The 22,432-nt window shown below is 41.8% G+C and carries 25 protein-coding genes; 19 read left to right on the top strand and 6 right to left on the bottom strand.

Annotated features, from left to right (window positions below; all coding sequences use genetic code 11):
- The first annotated feature begins 1 nt into the window (after position 1).
- The 7 genes from AS141_RS06175 to AS141_RS26525 all read left to right on the top strand — a co-directional run bounded on the left by AS141_RS06175 (position 2) and on the right by AS141_RS26525 (position 6,058).
- Positions 2-973, top strand: a complete 972-nt coding sequence (locus AS141_RS06175; protein WP_198293500.1) for a TolB family protein — start codon at positions 2-4, stop codon at positions 971-973.
- Between the two features lie 10 nt (positions 974-983).
- Complete coding sequence (locus tag AS141_RS06170) at positions 984-1,937, top strand: polysaccharide deacetylase family protein (protein WP_057936783.1); 954 nt, start codon at positions 984-986, stop codon at positions 1,935-1,937.
- A gap of 126 nt (positions 1,938-2,063) precedes the next feature.
- Entirely contained in the window at positions 2,064-2,726 is a 663-nt protein-coding gene (locus AS141_RS06165) for a DUF4386 domain-containing protein (RefSeq protein ID WP_057936736.1), read from the top strand.
- A 248-nt stretch (positions 2,727-2,974) separates the two neighbouring features.
- A complete protein-coding gene (locus tag AS141_RS06160) occupies positions 2,975-3,559 on the top strand; it encodes a putative glycolipid-binding domain-containing protein (RefSeq protein WP_082632196.1) in 585 nt (194 codons plus the stop codon).
- 324 nt (positions 3,560-3,883) lie between these two features.
- The gene (locus tag AS141_RS06155) at positions 3,884-4,369 is read left to right on the top strand and encodes a CPBP family intramembrane glutamic endopeptidase (protein ID WP_232424833.1); all 486 of its coding nucleotides are present in this window, start codon (positions 3,884-3,886) and stop codon (positions 4,367-4,369) included.
- A 159-nt stretch (positions 4,370-4,528) separates the two neighbouring features.
- Positions 4,529-4,969 (top strand): DUF1579 family protein, encoded by a 441-nt coding sequence (locus AS141_RS06150; protein ID WP_057936733.1) that lies wholly within the window; start codon positions 4,529-4,531, stop codon positions 4,967-4,969.
- Positions 4,970-5,920: 951 nt separating this feature from the next.
- Complete coding sequence (locus AS141_RS26525; RefSeq protein ID WP_157243402.1) at positions 5,921-6,058, top strand: hypothetical protein; 138 nt, start codon at positions 5,921-5,923, stop codon at positions 6,056-6,058.
- Here AS141_RS26525 and AS141_RS06145 read toward each other — a convergent pair.
- The gene (locus tag AS141_RS06145) at positions 6,055-6,585 is read right to left on the bottom strand and encodes an NAD(P)H-dependent oxidoreductase (protein WP_057936732.1); all 531 of its coding nucleotides are present in this window, start codon (positions 6,583-6,585) and stop codon (positions 6,055-6,057) included. The genes AS141_RS26525 and AS141_RS06145 overlap by 4 nt on opposite strands.
- Positions 6,586-6,683: 98 nt before the next feature.
- On the opposite strand from AS141_RS06145, the gene AS141_RS06140 reads away from it, so the two are divergent.
- The 3 genes from AS141_RS06140 (at position 6,684) to AS141_RS06130 (ending at position 9,259) form a co-directional block, all read left to right on the top strand.
- Positions 6,684-7,046, top strand: coding sequence for a winged helix-turn-helix transcriptional regulator (locus tag AS141_RS06140; RefSeq protein ID WP_057936731.1), 363 nt, complete (start codon positions 6,684-6,686; stop codon positions 7,044-7,046).
- A gap of 233 nt (positions 7,047-7,279) precedes the next feature.
- Positions 7,280-8,284 carry an aldo/keto reductase gene (locus tag AS141_RS06135; RefSeq protein ID WP_057936730.1) on the top strand — a complete coding sequence of 335 codons (1,005 nt, stop codon included), beginning with the start codon at positions 7,280-7,282 and terminating at the stop codon, positions 8,282-8,284.
- Between the two features lie 87 nt (positions 8,285-8,371).
- The gene (locus tag AS141_RS06130; RefSeq protein ID WP_057936729.1) at positions 8,372-9,259 is read left to right on the top strand and encodes a helix-turn-helix domain-containing protein; all 888 of its coding nucleotides are present in this window, start codon (positions 8,372-8,374) and stop codon (positions 9,257-9,259) included.
- Between the two features lie 152 nt (positions 9,260-9,411).
- On the opposite strand, the gene AS141_RS06125 is transcribed toward AS141_RS06130, so the two are convergent.
- Positions 9,412-11,712 (bottom strand): DNA topoisomerase 3, encoded by a 2,301-nt coding sequence (locus tag AS141_RS06125; RefSeq protein ID WP_057936728.1) that lies wholly within the window; start codon positions 11,710-11,712, stop codon positions 9,412-9,414.
- A 425-nt stretch (positions 11,713-12,137) separates the two neighbouring features.
- On the opposite strand from AS141_RS06125, the gene AS141_RS06120 reads away from it, so the two are divergent.
- From AS141_RS06120 to AS141_RS25930, 6 genes are all read left to right on the top strand, one after another.
- Positions 12,138-12,983, top strand: coding sequence for a helix-turn-helix domain-containing protein (locus AS141_RS06120; protein ID WP_057936727.1), 846 nt, complete (start codon positions 12,138-12,140; stop codon positions 12,981-12,983).
- Positions 12,984-13,074: 91 nt separating this feature from the next.
- Positions 13,075-13,785: a siderophore-interacting protein gene (locus tag AS141_RS06115; protein ID WP_082632195.1), complete on the top strand. Its 711-nt coding sequence runs from the start codon at positions 13,075-13,077 to the stop codon at positions 13,783-13,785.
- Positions 13,786-13,822: 37 nt separating this feature from the next.
- Positions 13,823-14,740 carry a cation diffusion facilitator family transporter gene (locus tag AS141_RS06110; protein WP_057936725.1) on the top strand — a complete coding sequence of 306 codons (918 nt, stop codon included), beginning with the start codon at positions 13,823-13,825 and terminating at the stop codon, positions 14,738-14,740.
- 176 nt (positions 14,741-14,916) lie between these two features.
- On the top strand, positions 14,917-15,234 hold the full coding sequence (locus AS141_RS06105) for a transposase (protein WP_057936724.1): 318 nt from the start codon (positions 14,917-14,919) through the stop codon (positions 15,232-15,234).
- Positions 15,231-15,422 carry a hypothetical protein gene (locus AS141_RS06100; protein ID WP_057936723.1) on the top strand — a complete coding sequence of 64 codons (192 nt, stop codon included), beginning with the start codon at positions 15,231-15,233 and terminating at the stop codon, positions 15,420-15,422. Before AS141_RS06105 ends, AS141_RS06100 begins: the two co-directional genes overlap by 4 nt.
- A gap of 30 nt (positions 15,423-15,452) precedes the next feature.
- Positions 15,453-16,585 (top strand): IS630 family transposase gene (locus AS141_RS25930; RefSeq protein WP_394331071.1). Its coding sequence is split into 2 segments (ribosomal slippage): positions 15,453-15,879 and positions 15,879-16,585, totalling 1,134 coding nucleotides; the frame shifts between segments, so codons are not numbered across the junction.
- A gap of 88 nt (positions 16,586-16,673) precedes the next feature.
- Here the strand turns inward: AS141_RS25930 and AS141_RS06085 are convergent.
- From AS141_RS06085 to AS141_RS06075, 3 genes are read right to left on the bottom strand one after another with little or no spacing between them, the layout of a single operon-like run.
- Complete coding sequence (locus AS141_RS06085; RefSeq protein ID WP_057936720.1) at positions 16,674-16,886, bottom strand: (4Fe-4S)-binding protein; 213 nt, start codon at positions 16,884-16,886, stop codon at positions 16,674-16,676.
- An 11-nt stretch (positions 16,887-16,897) separates the two neighbouring features.
- A complete protein-coding gene (locus tag AS141_RS06080; RefSeq protein ID WP_057936719.1) occupies positions 16,898-17,182 on the bottom strand; it encodes a GNAT family N-acetyltransferase in 285 nt (94 codons plus the stop codon).
- A gap of 18 nt (positions 17,183-17,200) precedes the next feature.
- A complete protein-coding gene (locus AS141_RS06075; RefSeq protein WP_057936718.1) occupies positions 17,201-18,223 on the bottom strand; it encodes an LLM class flavin-dependent oxidoreductase in 1,023 nt (340 codons plus the stop codon).
- Between the two features lie 389 nt (positions 18,224-18,612).
- Between AS141_RS06075 and AS141_RS06070 the strand changes: the two genes are divergently transcribed.
- Positions 18,613-19,200, top strand: a complete 588-nt coding sequence (locus AS141_RS06070; RefSeq protein ID WP_057936717.1) for a Crp/Fnr family transcriptional regulator — start codon at positions 18,613-18,615, stop codon at positions 19,198-19,200.
- Positions 19,201-19,420: 220 nt separating this feature from the next.
- Here AS141_RS06070 and AS141_RS06065 read toward each other — a convergent pair whose 3' ends face one another.
- Positions 19,421-20,077 carry a TetR/AcrR family transcriptional regulator gene (locus tag AS141_RS06065; protein ID WP_057936716.1) on the bottom strand — a complete coding sequence of 219 codons (657 nt, stop codon included), beginning with the start codon at positions 20,075-20,077 and terminating at the stop codon, positions 19,421-19,423.
- A 187-nt stretch (positions 20,078-20,264) separates the two neighbouring features.
- Here AS141_RS06065 and AS141_RS06060 point away from each other — a divergent pair, with 187 nt between their 5' ends.
- Together AS141_RS06060 and AS141_RS06055 are read left to right on the top strand one after the other, a co-directional pair.
- Complete coding sequence (locus AS141_RS06060) at positions 20,265-20,975, top strand: porin family protein (RefSeq protein WP_157243401.1); 711 nt, start codon at positions 20,265-20,267, stop codon at positions 20,973-20,975.
- Positions 20,976-21,150: 175 nt separating this feature from the next.
- Positions 21,151-22,089 (top strand): hypothetical protein, encoded by a 939-nt coding sequence (locus AS141_RS06055; RefSeq protein ID WP_057936714.1) that lies wholly within the window; start codon positions 21,151-21,153, stop codon positions 22,087-22,089.
- Positions 22,090-22,432 lie beyond the last annotated feature (343 nt).

The raw sequence follows: 22,432 nt of genomic DNA, 5'->3' as shown, positions 1-22,432 counted from the left end.
AATGAAAAGCAGTATGGAGAAAGAAAAATACCTAAGAAATTGTGTCATCATATATTTCAGTAATAAGTATAGGCTGATGATGGGCGCACTGTTATTTTTTTTGGTTGGAGCCTTGAGCTGCTCATTTAAGAAAAATGACTTGGTTTATTTTGGCCAACAACCTCCTGGTCTAACTCCTGAGATTTTTGCACCTGGATCGATTTCATTGGCTGATCGCTCTGAATTCGGGTCGGTATTCAATGCGGCGGCTAACGAGTTTTATTTTGGGATAGATAGGGATGGAACTTCAGAGATTTGGTGGTCAAGATTGGAATCCTCCGGAGAATGGTCAGCTCCCCTTTTATTAATAGGGGGACAAGATTATAGTTGTAATGATCCCTTTCTCTCTACTGATGAAACCAAACTGTATTTTATTTCCAACCGATCGGCTATTGGAGAAACTCCCAAACAGAATTATGATATTTGGTATATCCAACGGGGAGGAAGTGGCTGGGATACGGAAATGGTCGCCCTGGATACTGCAATAAATTCGCCTGGCAATGAGTACTATATGTCCTTCACCGCCAATGAATCCATATATTTTTCTTCCAATTGGCGGGCTGATAAAAAAGCAATGCGGGATTTTAATATCTATAGATCAGACTATAGGGAAGGTGGATACCAAAAGGCACAAATACTGCCTCAAGAGATTAATTCTTCTTCCTACGAGGCCGATGTGTTTATTTCCCCGGATGAATCCTATATGATATTTTGTTCAATCCGGGAGAATGGTCTTGGGGAAGGGGACCTGTATATCAGCTTTCAGGATGCCAGTGGGAACTGGAGTGATGCTGAGAATTTGGGGGACAAAATCAATACACCCGGTCATGAGCTCTGCCCTTTCATAAGTCGGGATGGGAAGTATTTTTTCTTTACCAGTAACCGGGATATCTATTGGGTAGATGCCAAAGTCATTGAAAGTTTTAGAAATTAATTTAACTGCTATGAATAGAATAATTGTGTTAGGTATTTTTATTTTTCTAGGCTATGGAGCATTTGGGCAACAAAAATCCATTTCCATCACGATTGATGATGTTCCGAATACGTTAAAGTTTCATGATGATGGGTTCCGCTCTGTTTTATTGGAAAGACTGGATTCTGTGGATATTCCATTTACCATTTTCATCAATGAGAGCAGGATATTTCAAAATGAAATAGCTGAGAAAAACAAGATGCTATTGGTTCGTTGGATTGCCCATAGGAATTCCTCCATAGGAAACCATGGTTTTTCTCATTTGCGCTATTCTGAAGTGGGGTTTGACCGCTTTGTGGAAGATGTCCAAAAGGGATCCGTACTATCTGATTCTATAGCTTCTCATTATGGGAAATCCATTGGTTCATTTCGCTTTCCTTTTAATGATCTGGGAAAGGATTCCACCCAGCAGGTACAAATCAAGGAGTATTTAAAAGCTTCTGACGGGCAGATAGCACCTTTTACCGTTGAGAGTTCAGACTGGATGTTTGATTCAGTGTACTGTTATTACCTGGAGAAAGAAGAGTATGAAAAAGCAAAGGAGCTCGGTGAACTTTATGTGGCGAAAACCATGGAGCTTTTAAGTTTTTTTGAAGGCATGGCTGAGGAAATTTATGGAAGACCTATCAGTCAGATTTACCTTTGCCATGACAATGGGATCAACGCGGATTATTTGCCTGAGCTAGTCTCGGCACTGAGGAATGAAGGTTATGAGATAGTTGGATTTGAAGATTCGATGAAAGATCCAGTATACAGCCAAGATGATAAATACAATCAAAAATGGGGAGTGAGTTGGCTTTATCGCTGGATGCAGACCCAAGAGGAGCGGGTTCAGTGGATGAAGCAGGAGCCGGACCTGACTGAGATTCAACAGTTGTTTGAAAAGGTTTCGGATTCTGGTAACCTTTCTGACAAATTAAATTGAGATTGACTATTTTTTACAATTTTCCGGTTTTCCACGTGCCTACTTTTGAGACTTTATAAGCTGAAAACCAAATCTAGATAGTTTGGAGCACCAGTCTTAATCCAGTCATTTCAATTTTCTAAACCGATGCAACAATCAAAAAGAGATTCCAGAATCATTGGGATTTTGATTTTAGGTTCATTTGTAACAGGTCTTTTAAGTGTCGCACCATCGGTGGACTCTCCCGACTTTATTCAACTTGCTGCAGGTGAGGCAACCCAGACCGTCTGGGCAGCAGTTTTTCAGTTCTTGATGGGCTGTTGTTATGCAGGCATTATCATTTTATTCTATCCTAGGATCAAAACCGTTGCTCCCAAATTGGCTTTGGGAGCACTCAGCTTCCGTTTTCTATCCATTGGATTAAGTTTGGTCGGTACTATATTACTGGGAGCTGTGTTGATTTTTTCACAGCAATTCGTGGATTTAGGCATGCCCGAAGATGCTATTTGGATTGGAGTGGGAACGACCCTAAAACAAACCCGGGACATGATCAACCATGGTTGGATGATCATGTCATTAGGCATTGGAAATTTTATACTATATGCCGGTCTTTTGAAAGGTAGGTTAATTCCAGCGTGGATGGGTTGGCTGGGTGTTTTTGGAACCGCCTTATCCTGCCTGGCCAGTGTTTTTATCTTATTCCAGATGGTGGAAGTCATTTCAGAGGCCTACTTATTAATGAATTTACCTACGGCAGTCTTCGAGCTGATTTTGGCGGGATGTTTAATTTTTCGAGGATTAAAGACGTAGAGGTTTCATTTAAAATCCAATTCCTATTTGGGGGCTATTTTGGTAAGCGGTATGCACCCTGTCATTTTTACCCTTACTTACCATTATTCTTATCTCCTGAAGCTCATTACTGTAGGGACTTGCAGGGTCCGCCACTACATTAACCTATTGAACGGGTTGACGGCCTTGTGATTTTAGTTAAGTTCAGTGCAGGTTGGTATTTTCAGGCTCCGAAACCCACCCGAACAAGCCAGCGTTCCTTAGTACCTATGCAGACAAACTTACTCTGGACAGGACAAGAATATTATTCATTAGAGAACTGTTTATTAACCGGTACTGATAAAGGTTCACAGATTAACTCAGTAATAGTCGGCCAATACATGGATTCTATTTATAGGGATGAATATGATATCATTACAAACCGCAATTGGGAAACAACTTTTGCAAAAATAAAAAGCCAGCAAAATAATCAATTTGGAGACCTTACATGGGTAAGCGATGGAAAAGGCCACTGGAAAGTAGGAGGGAACTCCAATGCGGAATTTGAAGGTTGCTTGGATGTGGACATTTCCTTAACCCATTTCACAAATACTTTACCGATAAATCGGCTGATGTTAAATGTAAATGAAAGCAAGGTTATCAGGGTAATTTTCATCGATCTTCTACAGCAAAAAGTTACACTTGTAAGACAGAAATATATTCGGCTTTCAAATACACAATACTGCTATGAGAACATACCGGAAGATTTTGAAGCTACAATAACAGTGGATGATATGGGATTGGTGTTAGATTATCCTTCACTGTTTGTAAGAACAAATTGGTTGGATACTGATTATCCTCAGGCAAATCGATAAATTCGGTCTCACAGAGTCAAACTGGGCCTTAGAAGGGCAGTTTATTAAAGGTTTTGTGGTTCGTTAGTCAGAATTTGAAGAATAAAAAATGAAATGGTAGGGATTCTAGTAGAACTGATAATTTCTTGGGCACTACTTTATCTGATAGAGAGGAAGAGTATCCTGTACCTAGGATTTTTACCACTTACAAAAAGACTAAAGCAATTGGCAATCGGGTTTTTAATTACAGCAATACTTTGTATTGGTGTAGGGTCTCTAGAAATACTTTTGAGATCCTCAAGTTTGCATTTGAATGAAAACTCCAGCACGTCCTTAATTTTAACTATGTTCTGGTGGGACTTTAATTCTGTGTTGACAGAAGAATTACTTTTTAGAGGAGCATTGCTATTTATCCTGATAGAAAGAATTGGACCAAGAAAAGGAATTATGATTTCTGCAGTGGCGTTTGGGATTTACCATTGGTTTTCATTTGGAATATTTGGAAATATTTTCCCGATGTTTTTTGTATTTATCGGGACCGGATTGATGGGGTATGCCTGGGCATTGGCATTCTCAAAAACTAAATCTATTTTTCTGCCCATGGGTCTTCACCTGGGTTGGAATTTTACTTTTAACACCATTTTTTCAAAAGACCCGTTGCAGAAAGGATTACTGGTTTCAGAGGGTAGGATTATAATTAGTGATTGGTTTTCATTAATTGGGCTTTGGGGTGTCCCCGTAATTCTGTTGGTAATAATTAAATTTTCGATCCAAAAAGAGAATACTGAATTAACCGTTAAGGAAGTAAAAACTACCCCCAATATTGTATAAGTGTAATGTGGACCGAGCTGATAGAGGTGTGCGTTTTTGCCCTAAACAAATTTTGCGGTGGGCGTATAGTGGGTCGCATAGAAACCCTCCAAGCGATTATACCTGACCCTTGTTTGCAAGCTGGAGAAATTTCAATCTGACAATAAAATATTGAACAAAATGGGGAATAATAGAATTGAAAATACCGATTTCAAAAAACTAATCGGAAAATGGAAAACTGAAGGTCGGATACTGAAAGCTGGGAAGAGTCCCGAAATGAAAATAACGGGGACGGATACTTATGAAGCCATACTTGGTGGATTTTTCATTTTACACACAGCAGACGTGCTAATGGGAAATGAAAAAAGCCAAACATATGAAATTATTGGATTGGACAAATCTAATGACCAAGCCATACTGCAACATTATAATAACCAGGGTTCATCGGGCAAAATGAAAGGAACTTTAAAAAATGATAAATTTGAAATTAATGGCGAAGGACTTCGTTTTAACGGTCGGTTCAAGAACAACGATAATGAAATTGCAGGAACCTGGGAAAAATTGACCGACCAAAGTAATTGGGTGGAATTTTTAAAAATAAATCTTACCAAAACAGAGTAGGAGTTATAATTAGAGCGGAATGGCCGACAGCATAACAACTAGTTGAACTTCCTTAAAGCAGAGTTTGGCCAAAGCCATGCGGAATATTTTAAGAACCTAGAATGAGAAATTTTAAAGGATTTATCCGTCGGGGTCATCGTGTTAAGTTTGGGGGGGTGGATTTTTGAAAGCTGCAATCGAAATGTTTGAAAACCTCAGAAAGGATAAAAATACTTTGCCCAACAACTATATTTTTGTTTCGTGCAGATCACCGCTTGCGTGCCTTGGGGTGAACAATGCTGTATTAAGTTACTTTTCAGGATATTATCAGACCCAATGATAATAATTGCGACCTGGCTTATGCAGTGCTGAACTACCACCTTAAAAAAGTGAATATTGTCAAGGAGGTTACCCAAAGCGGTCAGCTGATTTACCACAATCCTACCTGGGTACCATGTCACAATTTAATTCATGGGAAAATAGGTTTACCCAAGGGTACTGTTACCAAAACAGTCATGCTCCCGACGGAAACGTATAAATCCTAACGGTGATGACGAAGTGGTGTTCCTTGAATAATCAAAGGTTCATTTTCTGGCTTTTTTTCTTTGTTTAGTTTTTTTAGACTTGATTGCCTGTTTTTTGGACTGGTTGAAAGAAGTCAGGAACGGGCAAGGCGCTGCCTTGCGGGTGGCTTGTCCACTCGCCTTGTTCTTTACTTCTGAAGTATCAGTCCATTTTAACCGCAGTGATTTTTCTATTTGTTTTTAATCCTTTCTTCAAAACGGAAACCTGCCATATTCCGGAGCTGCTTTTTTCGATGAGATTCCTTTTTGGTAGACTGTGGATTCCTTTTTGGTCGCACTGGGCGTGGGGCTAGCATAGTGGTACACACTTCTATAGTATACGCAGATTAATCAGAAATTTTTCATACGTATAACGAAGTGCTGCATCCTGCCGATGTTGCTCTCCGGGGTGAAATGGTCCAACCCTTACAATGCCAAGGCATTTATAGAAGAATCCCTGAGCCCGGAATGGATTGGATCTACGGGACAGGGATTTAAGGATGAGGCTGCTGAAGCTGATCCTGACCTTGGGGATATTAGCTGTTAAAAAGAATCAAGAAATTCTAAGTATAACGGTATACTCCTCTCAATCCATTCTTCTGAGGTATTTAATTCAATACCATAATAAGCAAAAAGAGGCTGATAATCAGCTCTTATGTATTCAAATGTAAGTTCTAAAGGACTGGTCAACTCCTTTAATGTATACTTGTACTTTTCAGTGGACTGATATTCGTGCTCATCAATCCCAGCCGAGATTGCCAGGGCAATTTTTTTTCCGGAAACCTTATACCCACTTTTACTTCCGTAGGCCCACCCATAGGTCAATACCTCATCAATCCATTTCTTCAGCAATGGTGGACAGCTGAACCAATACAGAGGAAACTGAAACACGATCTTGTCATATTGTTCAACCAGTTTTTGCTCTGCGCCTACATCAATTTTCTCATCAGGGTATATCTGGTACAGCTGATGAACAACGTATTTATCAGGATGACCGCAAAGCTCTTCTATCCACCTCTTGTTAATATTCGAACTGTTAATAGCTGGATGGGTTACAATTATTAATATTTTCATTAGCGTTATTCAGGACTGTGATAGGGCAAAAGTAGAGCGCTCTCTTCGAATTTTGTATATTACCAACCCATTGTTATATACTATCAAAAATGTAAGTAATGTCAAAAATTAAGGTAACCTCAACAAATCACGCGAACAAACAGGATTTAGCGGAAAGATGCGTAGAAGTTTACGCTGCCCAGACTATAGGGGGACAGTGGGCTTTAGTGATCAGCTGTTGGCTGATGCACGGAAAACTAAGGTTCGGAGAATTGAAAAAGTTGCTTCCCAACATAACTGAACGGATGCTTACACTCCAGCTGCGTAAATTAGAAGCAGATGGAATCGTAACGCGTACAGTCTTTGCTGAAGTTCCTCCCAGGGTAGAATATGAACTGACTCCCATAGGTTACGAACTTAAGCCGGTCCTGGACCAACTTGAGAAATGGGGTGATAAACACAAAAAATTAAGACAAAAGTAAAACTATGGTTTCTGATTTATCGGGAATGTAAACTTGGTCAAGCCGTACTTTTTTGTTAGGGAGTATTTTTAGGATTCTGGGGTTAGGTGTTTTTTAAAGTGTTTAGCAGTGAATACGGTATAAAAAACCCGAAAGTACATATCATCCGTGGTTTGCATACACCATGCAGGGTTTTGCTTACAGGTCTTTATGCTCTTTTATTGAACTTTGTGTTATCATTAAAACAGAGATTTATGGATATCAAGAAAATAGCATTGGGAAGCCAGGGGCTTATTGTTCCGAAAATCGGTCTGGGCTGCATGGGTATGACAGGCTTTGGGGAAGGGAATATGTATGGCAAAGTTGACGAGAAGGAAGCGGTGGCAACGATTCATCGGTCATTTGAACTGGGAGGAAACCTCCTGGACACTGCGGATCTATATGGCCCGCTCAAAAATGAACAGCTTATCGCCAAAGCAATCAAAGGTAACCGGGGCAACTACCTTATTGCCACCAAATTCGGCTGGGAGATAGACGATAACAACACCGTGACCTGGGCAATCAACGGGAAAAAAGGATATGTGAAAAAAGCGGTAGAACGCTCGCTGAAGAATCTAAATACCGATTACATTGACTTGTACTACCTGCATCGTCTTGATAAGAATACGCCCATCGAAGAAACTGTTGAGGCAATGGGCTTACTGGTGAAAGAAGGAAAAGTGGGGTACCTGGGACTTTCTGAGGTGTCATCTGAAACCGTCAAAAGGGCCCATGCCGTGCATCCGATCACAGCAGTGCAAAGTGAATATTCCTTATTTGAGCGTACGGTGGAAGAGCGGGGTGTGCTGCAGACCTTAAATGAACTGGGAATAGGTTTTGTAGCGTACTCCCCATTGGGCAGAGGGTTTTTATCGGGAAACATCCGCAGTCTGAGTGATTTGCCGGAAGATGATTTTCGGCGTGCAATCCCACGTTTTCAGGAAGCGCATTTTCACAAGAATATTGAGTTGGTGAAATTAATTGAGACTATGGCGGAAGAAAAAGGAATTTCCTCCTCACAACTGGCGTTGGCATGGATCATGAGCAGGGATATATTGCCGATCCCAGGGACTAAACGCAGAAAATACCTCGAACAGAATATTGCTTCGGTAGAAGTCGAACTGAGTCAGGCGGATCTGGCAAAGCTGGAAAGTATAGTGCCTTTGGGTACAGATACAGGTTTGCCCTACGATGAGTTCAGCATGGGGCTTATTGACTAAGCTGTGTTGGCGGCTGCATTTCCAAATGCGGTCGCTGTTTTCTTACAACCCTTCATCTTACAATCCTTTAGTTTTTAGAGTAACACAATGAATACCATTAAATCAATCTCAGAATTTCACCGCTTGCTTTCTCTGCCCGAACCCAGGCATCCGATGGTGAGCATGATCAACCTTGCCGAAAGCATATTTCTGGAGGATGAGGTGTGGAAAGGTTTTGTAAACAACTTTTACTGTGTAGCCTTAAAAAGAGACGCAAAAGGCAAAATAAGATACGGGCAGCAGCACTACGATTACGACAAGGGGGTGTTGAGTTTTACAGCGCCCAATCAGGTTCAATCCTTAGATGTCCAGACCATGGAATGTGGCTCGGGATATCTACTGATTTTCCACCCGAACTTTCTTATAAAGCATCCGCTGGCCCAAAACATCAGCAGCTACGGATTTTTCTCTTATGCCACGAATGAGGCCCTTCATCTATCTGCGGGGGAGGAGGAGGATCTTATGTCCATACTTATGAAAATAGCTAAGGAATGCTCGCATATTGACAGGCATACCCAGGAAATTATCCTTTCTCAGATTGAATTGTTGCTGAATTATTCAAAACGCTTTTACGAGCGTCAGTTCATTACCCGCCAAAACAGCAATCATCAGGTGCTCATTAACTTTGAACGGGTGGTAAACAGATATTTTGAAAATGGGCAAACGGACTTATTGACGGTTCAGCATATAGCCAAACAAATGAACTTCTCCCCAAACTATCTGAGTGACCTGTTGCGCGTGCATACCGGCCAAAGTACCCAGCAGCACATCCATGGGAAACTAATTGAAAAGGCAAAGGAAAAACTTTCTACGACCAGCCTTTCAGTAAGTGAAATCGCTTATGCGTTGGGCTTCGGGCATTCCCAGTCATTCAGTACGCTATTCAAAAAGAAAACCTCGATGTCACCTTTGGAATTCCGTCAGTCATTCAATTGATGTTTTCCGTTAGCTGGACAAAAAAAAACGAATATAGGGTAGGACGTTTTTCAAATCCCCACGCCGCCAAGCCAAACGCCGTAACGGTAAGAAGGCATTTTAAGCGAACTTCTTTATCCAATAGAGAGGTATATTCTTAACATCAATTCAGCTTAACCCACACTCTCCTTCAGTAAAGAAGTCACCAGCTCTACGCTCAATGGTTTCTTGTTTGCTTTTTCCCGGAGTGTATCAAAGGCGTATCTAAAGTCACAACCTTCTTTATAGGCACTGCATCCATAGGCTGTTTTGCCCCTTATTATGGTCCCTTTATTGCACAATGGGCAGGAAATGACCGGAGGGGTATTTTTAGAAGTCGGAGAGTCGGCCGGTTTCTTTTCTTCCAAAAGAAGTTGAAAGCTATCATCGAAACGTAACAATCCTTCCTTATCGCCTGTCGGGGTTTTAAATCCTTTTAAGTTGACAGTAGATCCTTTCTGAAGCAATCGAAAATACTGATTCTCTGAAATTTTCTTTCCTTCGAAGGAAAAGGGAAGCAAAAAGCCGCATCCATTTTTATAGGCGCTGCATCCGTAACTCGATTTTCCTTTTAGCAGCGTCCCTGCCTTGCATTTTGGACAGGCATGTCCCACAACGGCAGTGGTTGGTTTTTCTTTTTCAGGAACCTTGGTTTCAGTGGGGTGGGATAGTTTGGTATGGCTTTGCTCCATCAGAACCTCGACCACCAATTTCTCCACCATATGCTTCATGTTCTTCACAAAGGAACCCGCGTGGAAATTCCCTTTTTCGATTTCCTTGAGTTGTTTTTCCCACTGGCCTGTCAGCTCTGCGGAGGTCAGCAGATTGTTCTTAATGATATCGATCAATTGGACCCCTGTTTCGGTGGGCAAAATCTGTTTCTTGTTCCGCTCAATGTATTGTCGCCTGAAAAGTGTTTCAATAATGTTTGCCCGGGTAGAAGGACGGCCGATGCCGTTCTCTTTCATCAACTCTCGCATCTGTTCATCGTCCACCTGTTTGCCGGCAGTTTCCATGCCCCTTAACAAAGTCGCTTCTGTATAGTGCTTAGGTGCTTTGGTCTCTTTCTCCAGGAAAGAAGGTTCATGCGGCCCTTTTTCTCCCTTTTTAAAGATCGGGAGCTCATCTTTCTCTTTTTTATCCTTGCCATCGGCAGTTTCAAAAACAATCCTCCAGCCTTTTTCTAAAATTACTTTTCCGGTTGTTTTAAACGGAACTGTATCCACTTTTCCGAATACTGTGGTATTGGCCACCGTGCAATCCTCATAAAACACTGCGATGAACCGCCTGGCAATAATGTCATATACTCTTAGGTGATTGCCGTGCAAACCACCTTGCATCCCTGTAGGGATAATCGCATGGTGGTCGGTTACTTTTTTATCGTTGAAAACCTTGGTGGACTTTTTTAATTTTTTGCCCAAGACGGGTTGGGTCAACGGCTGATAAGCCGTTAGCTTCTCTAATATTCCCGGTGCTTTGGGGTAAATATCGTTCGGTAAAAAAGTGGTGTCTACTCTTGGGTAGGTGATTACTTTTTGTTCATATAGTTGCTGGGCTATTTTAAGTGTTTCCTCGGCAGAAAGACCAAACTTATTATTGCAATACACCTGTAACCCCGTCAGGTCAAAAAGCTTTGGAGCGTACTCTTTTCCTTTTTTCTTATCAATGGAGAGAACTTCAAAGTCATGTTCCTTTACTGCGTTGGCAAAAGCCTCCCCCTCTTCCTTCTTTAAAAATTTCCCCTCTTCACAGTTAAATGTTGTCTCTCTATACAGCGTTTGTAATTCCCAGTAAGGTTGTGGCTGAAAATTTTGGATTTCTTTAAACCGGTTAACAATCATAGCCAGGGTAGGCGTTTGGACCCTGCCGATGGACAACACTTGTTTGTATCCGCCATGTTTCACCGTATATAAGCGCGTGGCGTTTATTCCCAACAACCAATCCCCGATTGCCCTGGAATATCCGGCATAATATAGATTGTCGTACTTTGCTGAAGGCTGAAGTTTTTCGAAGCCTTCTTTGATGGCCTCTGTGGTCAACGATGAAATCCATAACCGCTTGACTTCCCCTTTGTACTGCGCCTGTTCGATTACCCAGCGTTGGATCAGCTCTCCCTCCTGGCCGGCATCACCACAGTTGATCACAAGAGTGGCTGTTTCAAACAGCTTTTTTACAATGTCAAATTGCTTCTGGATCCCTGCATTGTTAACGATTTTGGTTTTGAACTTTTCGGGAAGCATAGGAAGGTGACTGAGGCTCCAACTCTTCCAATGGGGGTTATAATCGTTCGGCTCAAATAAGGTACAAAAGTGTCCAAAAGTATAGGTTACACTATATCCATTCCCTTCATAGTACCCTTCATGCCTGTTATTAGCTCCCAGAACAGAGGCAATTTCACGGGCGACACTTGGTTTTTCGGCAATACAAACTATCATCTGAAGCAAAAATAGTTAAAAAAGGATAAGCTGAGTGGACTGCCGGCCTAGTAAAACGCTGGAAAATGATGTAAACCGGGTGCGATGGAGTGTATGGAGATATTTAAGCAGGCTGAGAATTTTAAAAAGTATCAATGGGGAGATTATTCCATATTATTCAAGGATAAATTGGTCAAATCCTGTGGAATTATAATTTATAAGATTTTTAAACTGAAATAGGTAATGTGTTTACGTATTTAGAAGATAAAAACTTGATAAAATACATTTTCTTAGGGGCGGACTTTTATACCTTTAATTCTTGATCCAATCCTAAATTTTTTATTCTGTGCATGGGCAGGAGTTTTAGGTTCACCGGTAATTTCGGAGAAAATCTATTGCCTATACAGAGTGAATGGACATTTGCGTATAAATGGAAACACTGAACTATGCCTAAAAAGTCTACATCCATTCCAGTAAATACACTCTCCGAAGAGTCGGAACACGGAGTTGCCTTTGGCAGAATAGCGATAAAAAATAACCGTATTTTCAAGGAGGCAGCGTATGCGCACAGACACGATTTTCATTTGTTTTTCTGCCAGGAAGAAGGAATGACTCCGATAGAAATTGATTTTCAGCGGTATCAGATGGAAGCACTCTCTTTGGTTTATATCCACCCTTCCCAGGTACATAAGATGGATTCGGTGGACAAAGGTGTGGTGGCAGGTTGGGCAATCAATAATGAAAACCTGAATCCTGAGTATTTAAAATTGCTTGAGGAGATTGCCCCGGCAGGTCCAATGGTTATGGATCAGGAAACTTTCACATTGATTTCCGAGACGGTATCCCTTTGTATCAAATTCACTGCAAGGAAGCAAGAAAGGCTCTATCGGTCATTATTGAAGGATAGTTGTAATGTATTGGTCGCGTTGGTTGTTTCCCAATACCTGGGAAAGGATAAAGCAAAGGATTATTCCCCACGCTTTGCGGAAATCAACAAGGCTTTTAAAGCGGGGCTGGAGCATAATTTTCCCAGGCTTAAAAGGCCTGCATCCTATGCCCAGCTGCTGAACATTTCTACGGCTTACCTGAATGAATGTGTGAAAAAGGCTACAGGTCAATCTGTGTCTTACCATATTCAGCAACGGATCATTCTGGAAGCCAAACGTCTGCTTTACCATTCTGATAAATCCGTAAAGGAAATTGCCGGAGAACTTGGCTATGAGGATTATCCTTATTTTTCAAGACTCTTTGCCAAGGTTGCCGGAATGACTCCCTTGGCATTTCGCAGGTAAAACCGCGATTAGTCCAATAGCTACCCCCTTATTACCCTTGTTTGCCTCTTTGGCTACCCGTTTCTTTGCAGTGGACTAAAAGCTGTAACAGATGATATCAAGTATGCCAAAATGGGTAGGGGATTTAGTTAAAGGTCTTATGGTGCCCAAGGTACGGGTCGTGAAGATTTCCTTGATTAGCCCCCAACTAAAGAAAATCCGTTTTCAAGGCCAAATTGACCGGATGAACTTCCAGATCGGTTATGCCAATGTCATAAGGGTCAGCGAAACGGAGTATAGAAACTACACGGTAGCCTATTATGATGTAAAGGAGGGAATTATGGATTTTGTATTTCACATACATGGCAACGGGATAGGAAGCCGTGTTATAGATGCCTTGAAAATAGGGGATGAACTGTTCATCACCGGTCCGAGAGGAAGGAAGGAATATGACCCAGCAATCAAGCGGTACCTCATCTTCGGAGACGAAACTTCATTGGGACTAGCCTGTGCTTTTCTGCCAGTTCTCCGACGAAACCACCATCTGTTCCAGTTTTCCTTTGAGCTGGATGAAGCAAACAGCAATGCGCCTGCCATGCTGGGTTTGGAGAATTATACTGTTTTTCCAAAAGATGGCTCCTTCAGAAATGGGGAATGGGTCAGTAGGCTCCCCGTTTTTAATCAGCTGGGCTGGAATGAGGCACGTTTTGTACTGACCGGTAATGTAAGATCTGTCCAGACCTTCCGGAAGGTTGTGAAAAACAAAGCAAAGGGTAAAGCCAGCCACCAGGGGTATTGGCTGGAAGGTAAAAAAGGACTTTAAAGAAATAACTGAACAACACTAACTAATTATAGTTGATATGGGACATCATCATGGGCATAGCCATTCAGGCGACAACGGGCTTTCTTTGGCTTTTTGGCTCAACCTGTTATTCTCGGTCATCGAAGTAGCCGGAGGAGTGCTGACCAACTCCACAGCCATAGTTGCTGACGCCTTTCACGACTTTATGGATGCGCTTGCCATCGGGACAGCTGTGTTGCTGGAAAAGCTCTCTGGCAAAAAGCGGACAACAGGGTTCTCTTATGGTTACAGAAGGTTTTCCCTGCTATCAGCTATAGGAATGTCCCTCTTTTTATTGATCGGGGCAGTGGTGATGTGTATAAGCGCAATCGGATCTTTCTTTGATCCTGAACCTGTAAACAGTACAGGAATGTTAGGACTGGCCGTGTTGGGAATCGCTGTCAATGGCTTTGCCTTTCTTCGGATCAAAAATTCAGGAACCCATTCGCACCATCACGGCCACACCCATCCGGAAGATCATAACAGCAAGGCGATTATGCTTCATTTACTGGAGGATCTGTTGGGATGGCTTGCGGTGCTGATCGGGGCAGGTATCATGTACTTTACCGGCTGGTACTGGATAGATGGTGCGCTGACCTTGGCTATTTCGGTATTTATAGGTTTCAATGCGGTTAAAAACCTGGTTGGGACCATGGGGATATTACTTCAGGCTGTTCCGGAACAGGTAAATCTGGCGCAACTTCAGCATGAACTCTCTGAACTTGAAGGGGTAGAAAATGTCCATGATGTGCATGTGTGGACGTTGGATGGCAGCTATCATATAGCCTCGCTGCATGCGGTGTTAAATTCAATGGAGAAGTCAGATGAAGCTAAAATTCTATCAGCTATAAACAGCCTTTTGGAAAAGAACCATATCCAACACCCTACCATACAGTTGGAATCGGCTTCGGCTCCCTGCAATTTGGTTGACTGTTGATCAACGACGGATATTCTGATTCTTATATGTAAGGATAGAATTAAAAGTCCCTTTGAGGATAGTTATTCAAGTCAGGAGACTGCTGGCGTCGTAAAGTACCTGAAAATGAAGTAAACCAGGTGTGGACCTGCTACATTTGATTGGACAGTAAGTTAAGCCTCCTTAACTTAGAACCAATGAAAAAAAGAGAAAGAAGATCCTTTGACAAAGACTTCAAATTGATGGTGGTGGAACTGCATAAAAGCGGAAAATCCTCCAATGAAATCAGCCGTGAGCTTGGTGTTCCTGCCGATATGGTACGGCGGTGGAGTCGCGAGTATTCATCCGCTGGAGAAGGCAGTTTTGCCGGTAATGGAAAGCCCGTTATGACTGCCGAGCAGCGGGAAATAGCCCAATTGAAGAAAGCTTTAAAGGAAGCAGAGATAGAAAGGGACATTCTAAAAAAGGCGGTAGGCATCTTCTCGAAGAGCGACAACAAATATTCCGGTTCATGAAAGACAACCAACAGGTATTTGCAGTCGGGAAGATGTGCCGAGTCTTTCAGGTTTCCAGAAGTGGGTATTATCACTGGCTGAACAGAAACCCCTCCCGAAGAGAATTTGAAAACCAAGAATTGCCTACTAACATTCTGGAAATCCAGAATGGTCTTAAAGAACCTAGTGTTAAGTTAATTATGAAATGACGTATTTATCTTGTGTCTTTAAAAGAAACTATGAAAAGATACGAGATAAAATTAACCCGGGAAGAGGTTGATGAGCTTATGTCTATCATCAATAAAGGGTCCCACACCTCTCATACTTACCGTGCAGCCTATATCCTGCTGAACTGTGATCAGGGAGAATATTCTGATAAGGCTACCAACGAGCAGATAAGCAAAATGCTCAAGGTTGGTATGAGAACCATTGACCGGGTCAAGAAAAGGTTTCTGGAAGAAGGTCTGGAAGGTGTATTGGAGCGTAAGCCGAGTTCCAGAATTTACGACAAGAAGATTGATGGGGACACGGAAGCCAAACTGGTCCAGCTATGCTGCAGTGATCCTCCTGTCGGCCATGCCAAGTGGTCACTGAGGCTTTTGGCCGACAAGATGGTAGAATTGGAATATGTCGAGAGCATCTCCTATGTTTCAGTCAGAAACATTTTAAAAAAAACGAACTTAAACCCTGGAAAGTAAGGGGCTGGGTTATACCTCCGGGCAGGAACAGCGAATTCGTAGCCCCAATGGAGCAGGTTTTAGATGTTTACAAACGGCCTTATGATAGCAAAAGACCCGTTATTTGTATGTACGAATCGCCAAAACCGTTGATTTCCGGCGCAAGGTCGCCCATACCGATGGAGCCTGGCAGAGAAACACGTGTTGATTTTGAATATGTAAGACCCGGGATGGTCAATATCTTTATGGCCAATGAACCTCTGGCAGGAAAAAGGATGGTGGAAGTGACCGACTTTAAAGAAAAGCAGGACTGGGCTATGTTTATCAAAAGGATATCGGAGGAGATGTGCCCGGATGCTGAAAAAATAAAGTTGGTAATGGATAATTTCAAGACACATTCGGCCTCTGCTCTTTATGAGAACTTTGGCCCAAAAGAAGCCAAAAGCCTTTGGGACAGGTTTGAATTTGTATTTACTCCTAAACACGGGAGCTGGCTGAACATGGCAGAAATAGAGCTTCATGTACTGAACGGGCAATGCCTGAACAGACATATCCCTTGCAAGGAGAAAGTAGAACAGGAAGTCTCTGCCTGCCAAAAGCAGAGAAATACCAAAGAAGCAAAAATAAACTGGCGGTTTACAACCAAAGAGTCAAGAATAAAATCAAGAAAATTATTTCCGTCAATTTTAACTTAACATAACACTAGAAATAATTATAACAGATGTAGCGCCTCCAAAAATGGCACAGATGTTTATAAGAATGTGATGTTGGAATAGATTTAGTTCAAGATCCGCTGTAACTCAATGCGCCTGACGGACAATTGGCTATTTGACTCTTTAATTCCTGTTTTGAGGCATTTTCAGGCTTAATCCACGGTTTTGTTTTCGGTTCATATACCTTAGGGAGCATTTTAACGCAGACTCCGGCGTGGATGCACTTTTTTGCGTTCCAGACTATTGTTAAATCGTCTTTTTGGTATTCTTTGATAGTTTCCATGATCGAATAATTTAGGATTTTAATACGTCCCTGATGTCTTTCAATTTTTTGAACATAGCTGCTGCAAAAGGACAAAGGGGAATAATTTTTCTGTTTTTCTCTCTGGCCATTTCTACAGTTTTGTAAAGCAGTTTCTTGCCTACACCTTTACCATTATAAGCTTGCTCAATTTCTGTATGGTCTATGATAATCAATTCCGGCCCTGCGATGGAATAGGTCATTATCCCTGCGCGTTTACCCTTATCCCGTGCCATTGCAAAGCCTTTAGCACCATCTTCTTTTAATAATATTTCCATGGTTCTTTTTTTAAGCCGTTACACTGATTGGTGAAGAAGTGGGATAACCTTTTTACCAATCAATTCAATGGAATGCAACAATTGGAGGTGTGATAAACCTGCATTATCCATTTGAAACGTAAACCGGTCTATACCACCTAGTGCTTTACTATGTCTAAGCAATTTTTCAGCAACATGTTCTGGCCCGCCTACCACGAGTACTCCTTTGGGAGCAATTAATGTATTGAATTGCGATTGGGTAACCGGTGGCCATCCTCGCTCTCTGCCTAATTTTGTCCATAGCTCAGCATATCCAGGGTAATAATCTGCAATTGCCTGCTCGGTGCTTTCGGCCACATAACCCGGTGAATGAAGCCCCACTTTCAATTGATTTGGTGAATAACCTGCTTTTTGCCCTGCTTCGCGGTATAAGTCCACAAGAGGCCGGAAGCGTTCGGTTTCTCCCCCTATGACCGCCACCATCAGCGGCAGGCCTAAAGATCCCGCACGGACAAAAGACTCAGGAGTACCCCCAACCCCAAGCCAGACTGGCAGCTTTTCCTGCAGTGCCCTTGGATAAACGGGCTGGTTGTCCATTGCAGGCCTGAACCTGCCCGACCATGTTGTAAATTCATTGTCACGAACCTGGAGCAATAGCTCCAGTTTTTCTTTAAAGAGTGCATCATAGTCCTTCAGGTTGAAGCCAAAAAGAGGATAAGCTTCAATCGCAGAGCCACGGCCAACGACCAATTCGGCACGTCCGCGGGATATCAGGTCCAGGGTGGCAAAGCTTTGGTACACCCGTACAGGATCATCCGTGCTCAATACCTTTACTGCGCTGCCTAATATAATCCTCTTGGTTCTGGCAGCTGCAGCGGCGAGAATTACTTCCGGTGCAGAATCTAAAAATTCCTTCTTATGATGCTCACCGATTCCAAAAACATCTAGCCCGGCCTCATCCGCCTTCACGATGCGGTCCAGCAGCTGTTCCATGGCATCTGCCCCATTGAGGTTACTGCTGCCATACATTGCAGATGCAAAACTGTCTATTCCTATTTCCATTTGTATTGTTTGTTGTTTACTTGATTATGAAAGCCCATTGGGCGGTAGTCCTCCCGCCGACCAATACTTATATTCAGATAATTCCGTGAATTCTTGATTGTCCTAAAATACATTATCATGTTTCTATAATTAATTGATACGTGATAAATATAAAGCTTAATCCTGCTCATTTAAGGCATGTCATCACCCTTTATCAAGGCATAAGTATTTTCTTCAAAGTTCAGATTTAACAACTAAAATGAAGATGATATATGTCGAAATAAAACGTATACAAATGTCTACAAGATGACCTTAACTACTTTTCTCGCTTTTAAAATTCAAGGATTTTCCGGCACCTGCGCTAAGATCTACAGTGTAATAAAAAAAGGTTAATTTTACTGTCGGAGGAAATGATGGAACAACTATTCGACTATATCAACAGCTATTCGCCTGGTGGTATTTCAAAAAGCGATTTTGAAATTGTCAAGAGCTATTTTACTCATAAACGACTACGTAAAAGACAGTATTTTTTACAGGAAGGGGAAATCTGCAAATATTTTGGGTTTATCCTAAGTGGCGCAATGCGTCAGTATACGGTGGATGACAAGGGTAAAGAATATGTAGTTCAATTATCCATTGAAAATTGGTGGGTAGGAGACAGGGAAAGCTATACAACGTCAAATCCTTCAATTTATAATATTGATGCCTGGGAAGATACGGAGCTTTTGCTTATCTCAAGACCAAGAGTACTGGAGCTGCTTCAGCGCTGCCCTGCATTTGCGGAGACGAGCAGAATTATGGACGAAAGGAATAGTATTGCCAGTCTAAAAAGGCTTACGACCTCGATAAGTGCAGGAGCAGAAAAGCGATATCTTGCCTTTGTAAGCTCTTACCCCGATTTAGTGAAACGGTTTCCACAGCATATTATAGCCTCTTACCTAGGTGTCACAAAAGACACACTCAGCCGAATTCGACGCCAGTTTCTTAATAATGAATAAAGATTTGATATACTTGTAGCAGATTCACTTGCGAAGTTTTTCCAGCTGTGTAAAACCTGCCCAATGGGCTAAATAGGAGATAAATTAGGTGTTTGTAAGAGGGGTATTAGCTAATTTACATGTCTACAGTTTTGTTAGGAATACGGAAAAATGGCAGTACCAGAGCAAAAGCTATAATTTTGAATGATTATCCCATTTTTCATGTGAGCGGAGATATACATCAATTCATGGTTTTGGTTGCCTTCTGACCTTCTGCCTCATCATACGCCCATTTTAGTATACTTTCGAGACTTTTGAACAAGCGGTCTTTACGTTCATTCCCGATTCCGCAAAAGTTGCCTCCTGTCGCATTTGAATGTAGGATCTGATAGTAAATTCCTCCAAGCAGCAGTCCTGATATAGCCCGGATGTCGACAGAGGTTCCCTCAAAAAACGGGTCAGTCATGGCAAATATCTCTGTTCCGAAGTTTTCCCTATCCTCACTTATGTCACGCATAAGCTTACTCTGTTCACTGATTTCCCAAAGGATTATTTTTTGGGTTTCGGGAACTTCAGCCATATGTTCGTAAAGGTTTTTCAGCAAGGTCGTAAGTAATTCTCTTCCGTGGTCATGTTGGTGCTTTTCTGCCAGTTCCTTTGCCAGATGATCAAAACTCATCCAATAATCCCTACTTCTCACATAGGTCTCAATGAGCTTGTCAGCGGTTTCGAAATAACGGTAAATCAACTTCTTGCTGACTCCGGCTGTAGTGGCAATATTGTTTACTCCCAGCTTGGTATATCCTTGTGTGCGGATGATCTCACCCACGGCATTGATCAGCTTTAGCTTTGTACGTTCTTTGTTCCGGAATTCTCCCTCAGGTATTTTTCTTGCCATTTTTCAGCGATATTTTCTAGTCTGGGAGATGAATATAACATTTATGTCACTGAATGGTAACAATTTCATTTATGTCACCACTTGCTTAGATTTTAAAACGCATTTTTGTAATGTTTTCAATTTTAAACACCAAATCACCAGTATTTATCAGTTCGATATTAGTGATAAACCAGGACCGGTTCTTCCCATGAAAAAACAGCAGATTTTATACCTTACTTTATTTCTATCAGCACTTTTGTCCTCCCATTTCAGTGATGCCCAGATTCAATGGGGCTTTCGTGCGGGGATGAATATGTCTGATTCAAAATTTACTGATGCAGATGGGAGGGAAGCTGACCGTGATTATGTTGTCCGCATGCAAATTGGCCTTACCCTTGATGTTGCGGTGTGGAATGATTTTTTTGTGCAGCCATCTTTATGGTATCAGGGAAAAGGCTTCAAAGGAAATGGTGCCTGGCCTGTGGTTAGGGGCAATAATAGCGAATTCAAGGCTAACCTTACGTATGTAGTGTTGCCGGTTAATTTATTGTTTAAACCAAGATTGGGGAAATCTGGCCGATTGTTGCTTGGGGCCGGGCCTTATGTAGGTTATGGGCTAGGAGGATCATGGGAAAGTGATGCGGAGTTGTTATATGGTGACATCATGGTTGCCCAGACAGAAGGTGATGTGCGGTTTACCAAAGATGGGTCAATAGGCGATATGGGGACTTATAATTATGGAAAACCCTGGGATTATGGATTGGGGTTCTTATTGGGATACGAATTTATCGAGCGGTATAGCATTCAGGTAAATGGTGATCTAGGATTGGCCAACCTGCAATATAACTATGGGGATTATAACACTGGGGAAGAGCTAAAAAATATGGGGGTCGGTATTTCTTTGGGTTATAAATTCTAAGACCCTCAGATTCTTATGAACGCTGACCCTTTGGGATTTAGGTCATTGGCAGCAATGAAGAACTGCTTTGCTGTTAGTGTTTAACTATATTTCTATTAGATCCAACAGGTTATTCTTTAAATGAGGCGTACTCCAAAACAATCAAAATCCGGTAAATAATTAACCTTATATCAACATGAAAGATTTCTCCCTTTTCTTAGTTGTATTATTCGTTTTTCTAGTTTCCTGCGCTGATAATCAGGAAGGACCAAGTATCTCCCCATCGGTGGATTTGATAGAAATGGAAGCAGAAGGGGGAATTGGGCATATTGATTTTTCCTCAGGTGACTGGAGTATAGACAGAGTGGAAAATGTAACAGGCGATTCCAGGATCTTCGGCGATATTTATTCCCTGCAAAATGAGAAAATAAATGAAAATGTTTTATTGGGTCTGGAAGGAGAGGGAAGGCTTGAAGCCATTTGGCAGAACAAGGGTTTTGTAATTGTTCGCAACGGACAGGATAAGCTGGAAATCAGCTTGCAGGAAAATAGTAGCGGAGAGCAATTTGCGTTCAGGATTATCCTAACTTCAGCAAATGGCCAAAGAACCATCACCGTATCCCAAAAAGCATCACAAGGCTATGAATTTAAGGGAATCAAATACTACGTCGGTGAGGGGGACGGTGACTCTTTGTATTGGAGAGTTGGAAGTACGTTAAAATTCACGGTACCAAACAGCCAGGAAATAGAGATTATGCCAATTGGAGGAGTTGATGTAAACAGCAGCTTTTTTTTTGAAAGTGATGCACCTGATGCATTTGTATGGTTAATGGCCGATAGTGTGGAAGTGAAGCTTCCTGCCAATTTTCAGGATGGGGAAATATATTATGGACAGGAAAAAGGAACATATACCTCGTATGTACAGTCTGGCAAATCAGAGTACTCAGACCTTAAAGAGATAATAGCTGTTTCTCCGGGGTACTCTGAATTTCGGAGTGAATTTGAAATGAGACACAGGATTTTGAGTTACACCCTTCTGCTAACCAACAATAGGACAGGGGAAGATAAAACAATAGAGGGAAAATGGGTTCAGATAGCTCCCACAGGTAACTACCGGGTGATTTCTGTGGATTGATCCAAAAGTTTTGTCTTTATTGATTTTCATACTTAGGTCAAGTGAGCCCATTTTTCAGCAGAGCCATATTTTTTTTATATCCGGAGTGGATATTTCCGCAATCCCTTAGTAAAATATGTTCCGGTAATTATTCAAAGAGCTCACCACACATCCCAATATAGGGCCGACTTTATTAAGAATATCTTATAGAGGTATATCAATTGATAGTCGGTTTAACAAAACCACATCCAGTACAATTTGATCACAGGATTTATAAAACTTATAGGTGGAGATTCGGATTTGCTCTGATAGATTTTGTTAGGTGCTGATCCGCCTAGTTTTTTGGCTTTTGGGGGAGGGGGAA

This window comes from Algoriphagus resistens (genome assembly GCF_001442615.1).
In the GTDB taxonomy this organism is placed as follows: Bacteria; Bacteroidota; Bacteroidia; order Cytophagales; family Cyclobacteriaceae; genus Algoriphagus; species Algoriphagus resistens.
Note: the sequence above shows the minus strand (reverse complement) of the source record. Positions and strands in the feature narration are given on the sequence as shown.

Bases quoted from the DNA above. Each gene is read 5' to 3' on its own strand.
- AS141_RS06160 (WP_082632196.1), top strand. From the start codon at position 2,975: ATGCAGACAAACTTACTCTGGACAGGACAAGAATATTATTCATTAGAG.
- AS141_RS06065 (WP_057936716.1), bottom strand. From the start codon at position 20,077: ATGGCAAGAAAAATACCTGAGGGAGAATTCCGGAACAAAGAACGTACA.
- AS141_RS06155 (WP_232424833.1), top strand. From the start codon at position 3,884: ATGTTCTGGTGGGACTTTAATTCTGTGTTGACAGAAGAATTACTTTTT.
- AS141_RS06115 (WP_082632195.1), top strand. From the start codon at position 13,075: ATGATATCAAGTATGCCAAAATGGGTAGGGGATTTAGTTAAAGGTCTT.
- AS141_RS06100 (WP_057936723.1), top strand. From the start codon at position 15,231: ATGAAAGACAACCAACAGGTATTTGCAGTCGGGAAGATGTGCCGAGTC.
- AS141_RS06070 (WP_057936717.1), top strand. From the start codon at position 18,613: ATGATGGAACAACTATTCGACTATATCAACAGCTATTCGCCTGGTGGT.
- AS141_RS06055 (WP_057936714.1), top strand. From the start codon at position 21,151: ATGAAAGATTTCTCCCTTTTCTTAGTTGTATTATTCGTTTTTCTAGTT.
- AS141_RS06085 (WP_057936720.1), bottom strand. From the start codon at position 16,886: ATGGAAACTATCAAAGAATACCAAAAAGACGATTTAACAATAGTCTGG.
- AS141_RS06135 (WP_057936730.1), top strand. From the start codon at position 7,280: ATGGATATCAAGAAAATAGCATTGGGAAGCCAGGGGCTTATTGTTCCG.
- AS141_RS06080 (WP_057936719.1), bottom strand. From the start codon at position 17,182: ATGGAAATATTATTAAAAGAAGATGGTGCTAAAGGCTTTGCAATGGCA.
- AS141_RS06150 (WP_057936733.1), top strand. From the start codon at position 4,529: ATGGGGAATAATAGAATTGAAAATACCGATTTCAAAAAACTAATCGGA.
- AS141_RS06075 (WP_057936718.1), bottom strand. From the start codon at position 18,223: ATGGAAATAGGAATAGACAGTTTTGCATCTGCAATGTATGGCAGCAGT.
- AS141_RS06060 (WP_157243401.1), top strand. From the start codon at position 20,265: ATGAAAAAACAGCAGATTTTATACCTTACTTTATTTCTATCAGCACTT.
- AS141_RS06140 (WP_057936731.1), top strand. From the start codon at position 6,684: ATGTCAAAAATTAAGGTAACCTCAACAAATCACGCGAACAAACAGGAT.
- AS141_RS06145 (WP_057936732.1), bottom strand. From the start codon at position 6,585: ATGAAAATATTAATAATTGTAACCCATCCAGCTATTAACAGTTCGAAT.
- AS141_RS06120 (WP_057936727.1), top strand. From the start codon at position 12,138: ATGCCTAAAAAGTCTACATCCATTCCAGTAAATACACTCTCCGAAGAG.
- AS141_RS06165 (WP_057936736.1), top strand. From the start codon at position 2,064: ATGCAACAATCAAAAAGAGATTCCAGAATCATTGGGATTTTGATTTTA.
- AS141_RS06110 (WP_057936725.1), top strand. From the start codon at position 13,823: ATGGGACATCATCATGGGCATAGCCATTCAGGCGACAACGGGCTTTCT.
- AS141_RS06105 (WP_057936724.1), top strand. From the start codon at position 14,917: ATGAAAAAAAGAGAAAGAAGATCCTTTGACAAAGACTTCAAATTGATG.
- AS141_RS06130 (WP_057936729.1), top strand. From the start codon at position 8,372: ATGAATACCATTAAATCAATCTCAGAATTTCACCGCTTGCTTTCTCTG.
- AS141_RS06125 (WP_057936728.1), bottom strand. From the start codon at position 11,712: ATGATAGTTTGTATTGCCGAAAAACCAAGTGTCGCCCGTGAAATTGCC.
- AS141_RS06170 (WP_057936783.1), top strand. From the start codon at position 984: ATGAATAGAATAATTGTGTTAGGTATTTTTATTTTTCTAGGCTATGGA.
- AS141_RS06175 (WP_198293500.1), top strand. From the start codon at position 2: ATGAAAAGCAGTATGGAGAAAGAAAAATACCTAAGAAATTGTGTCATC.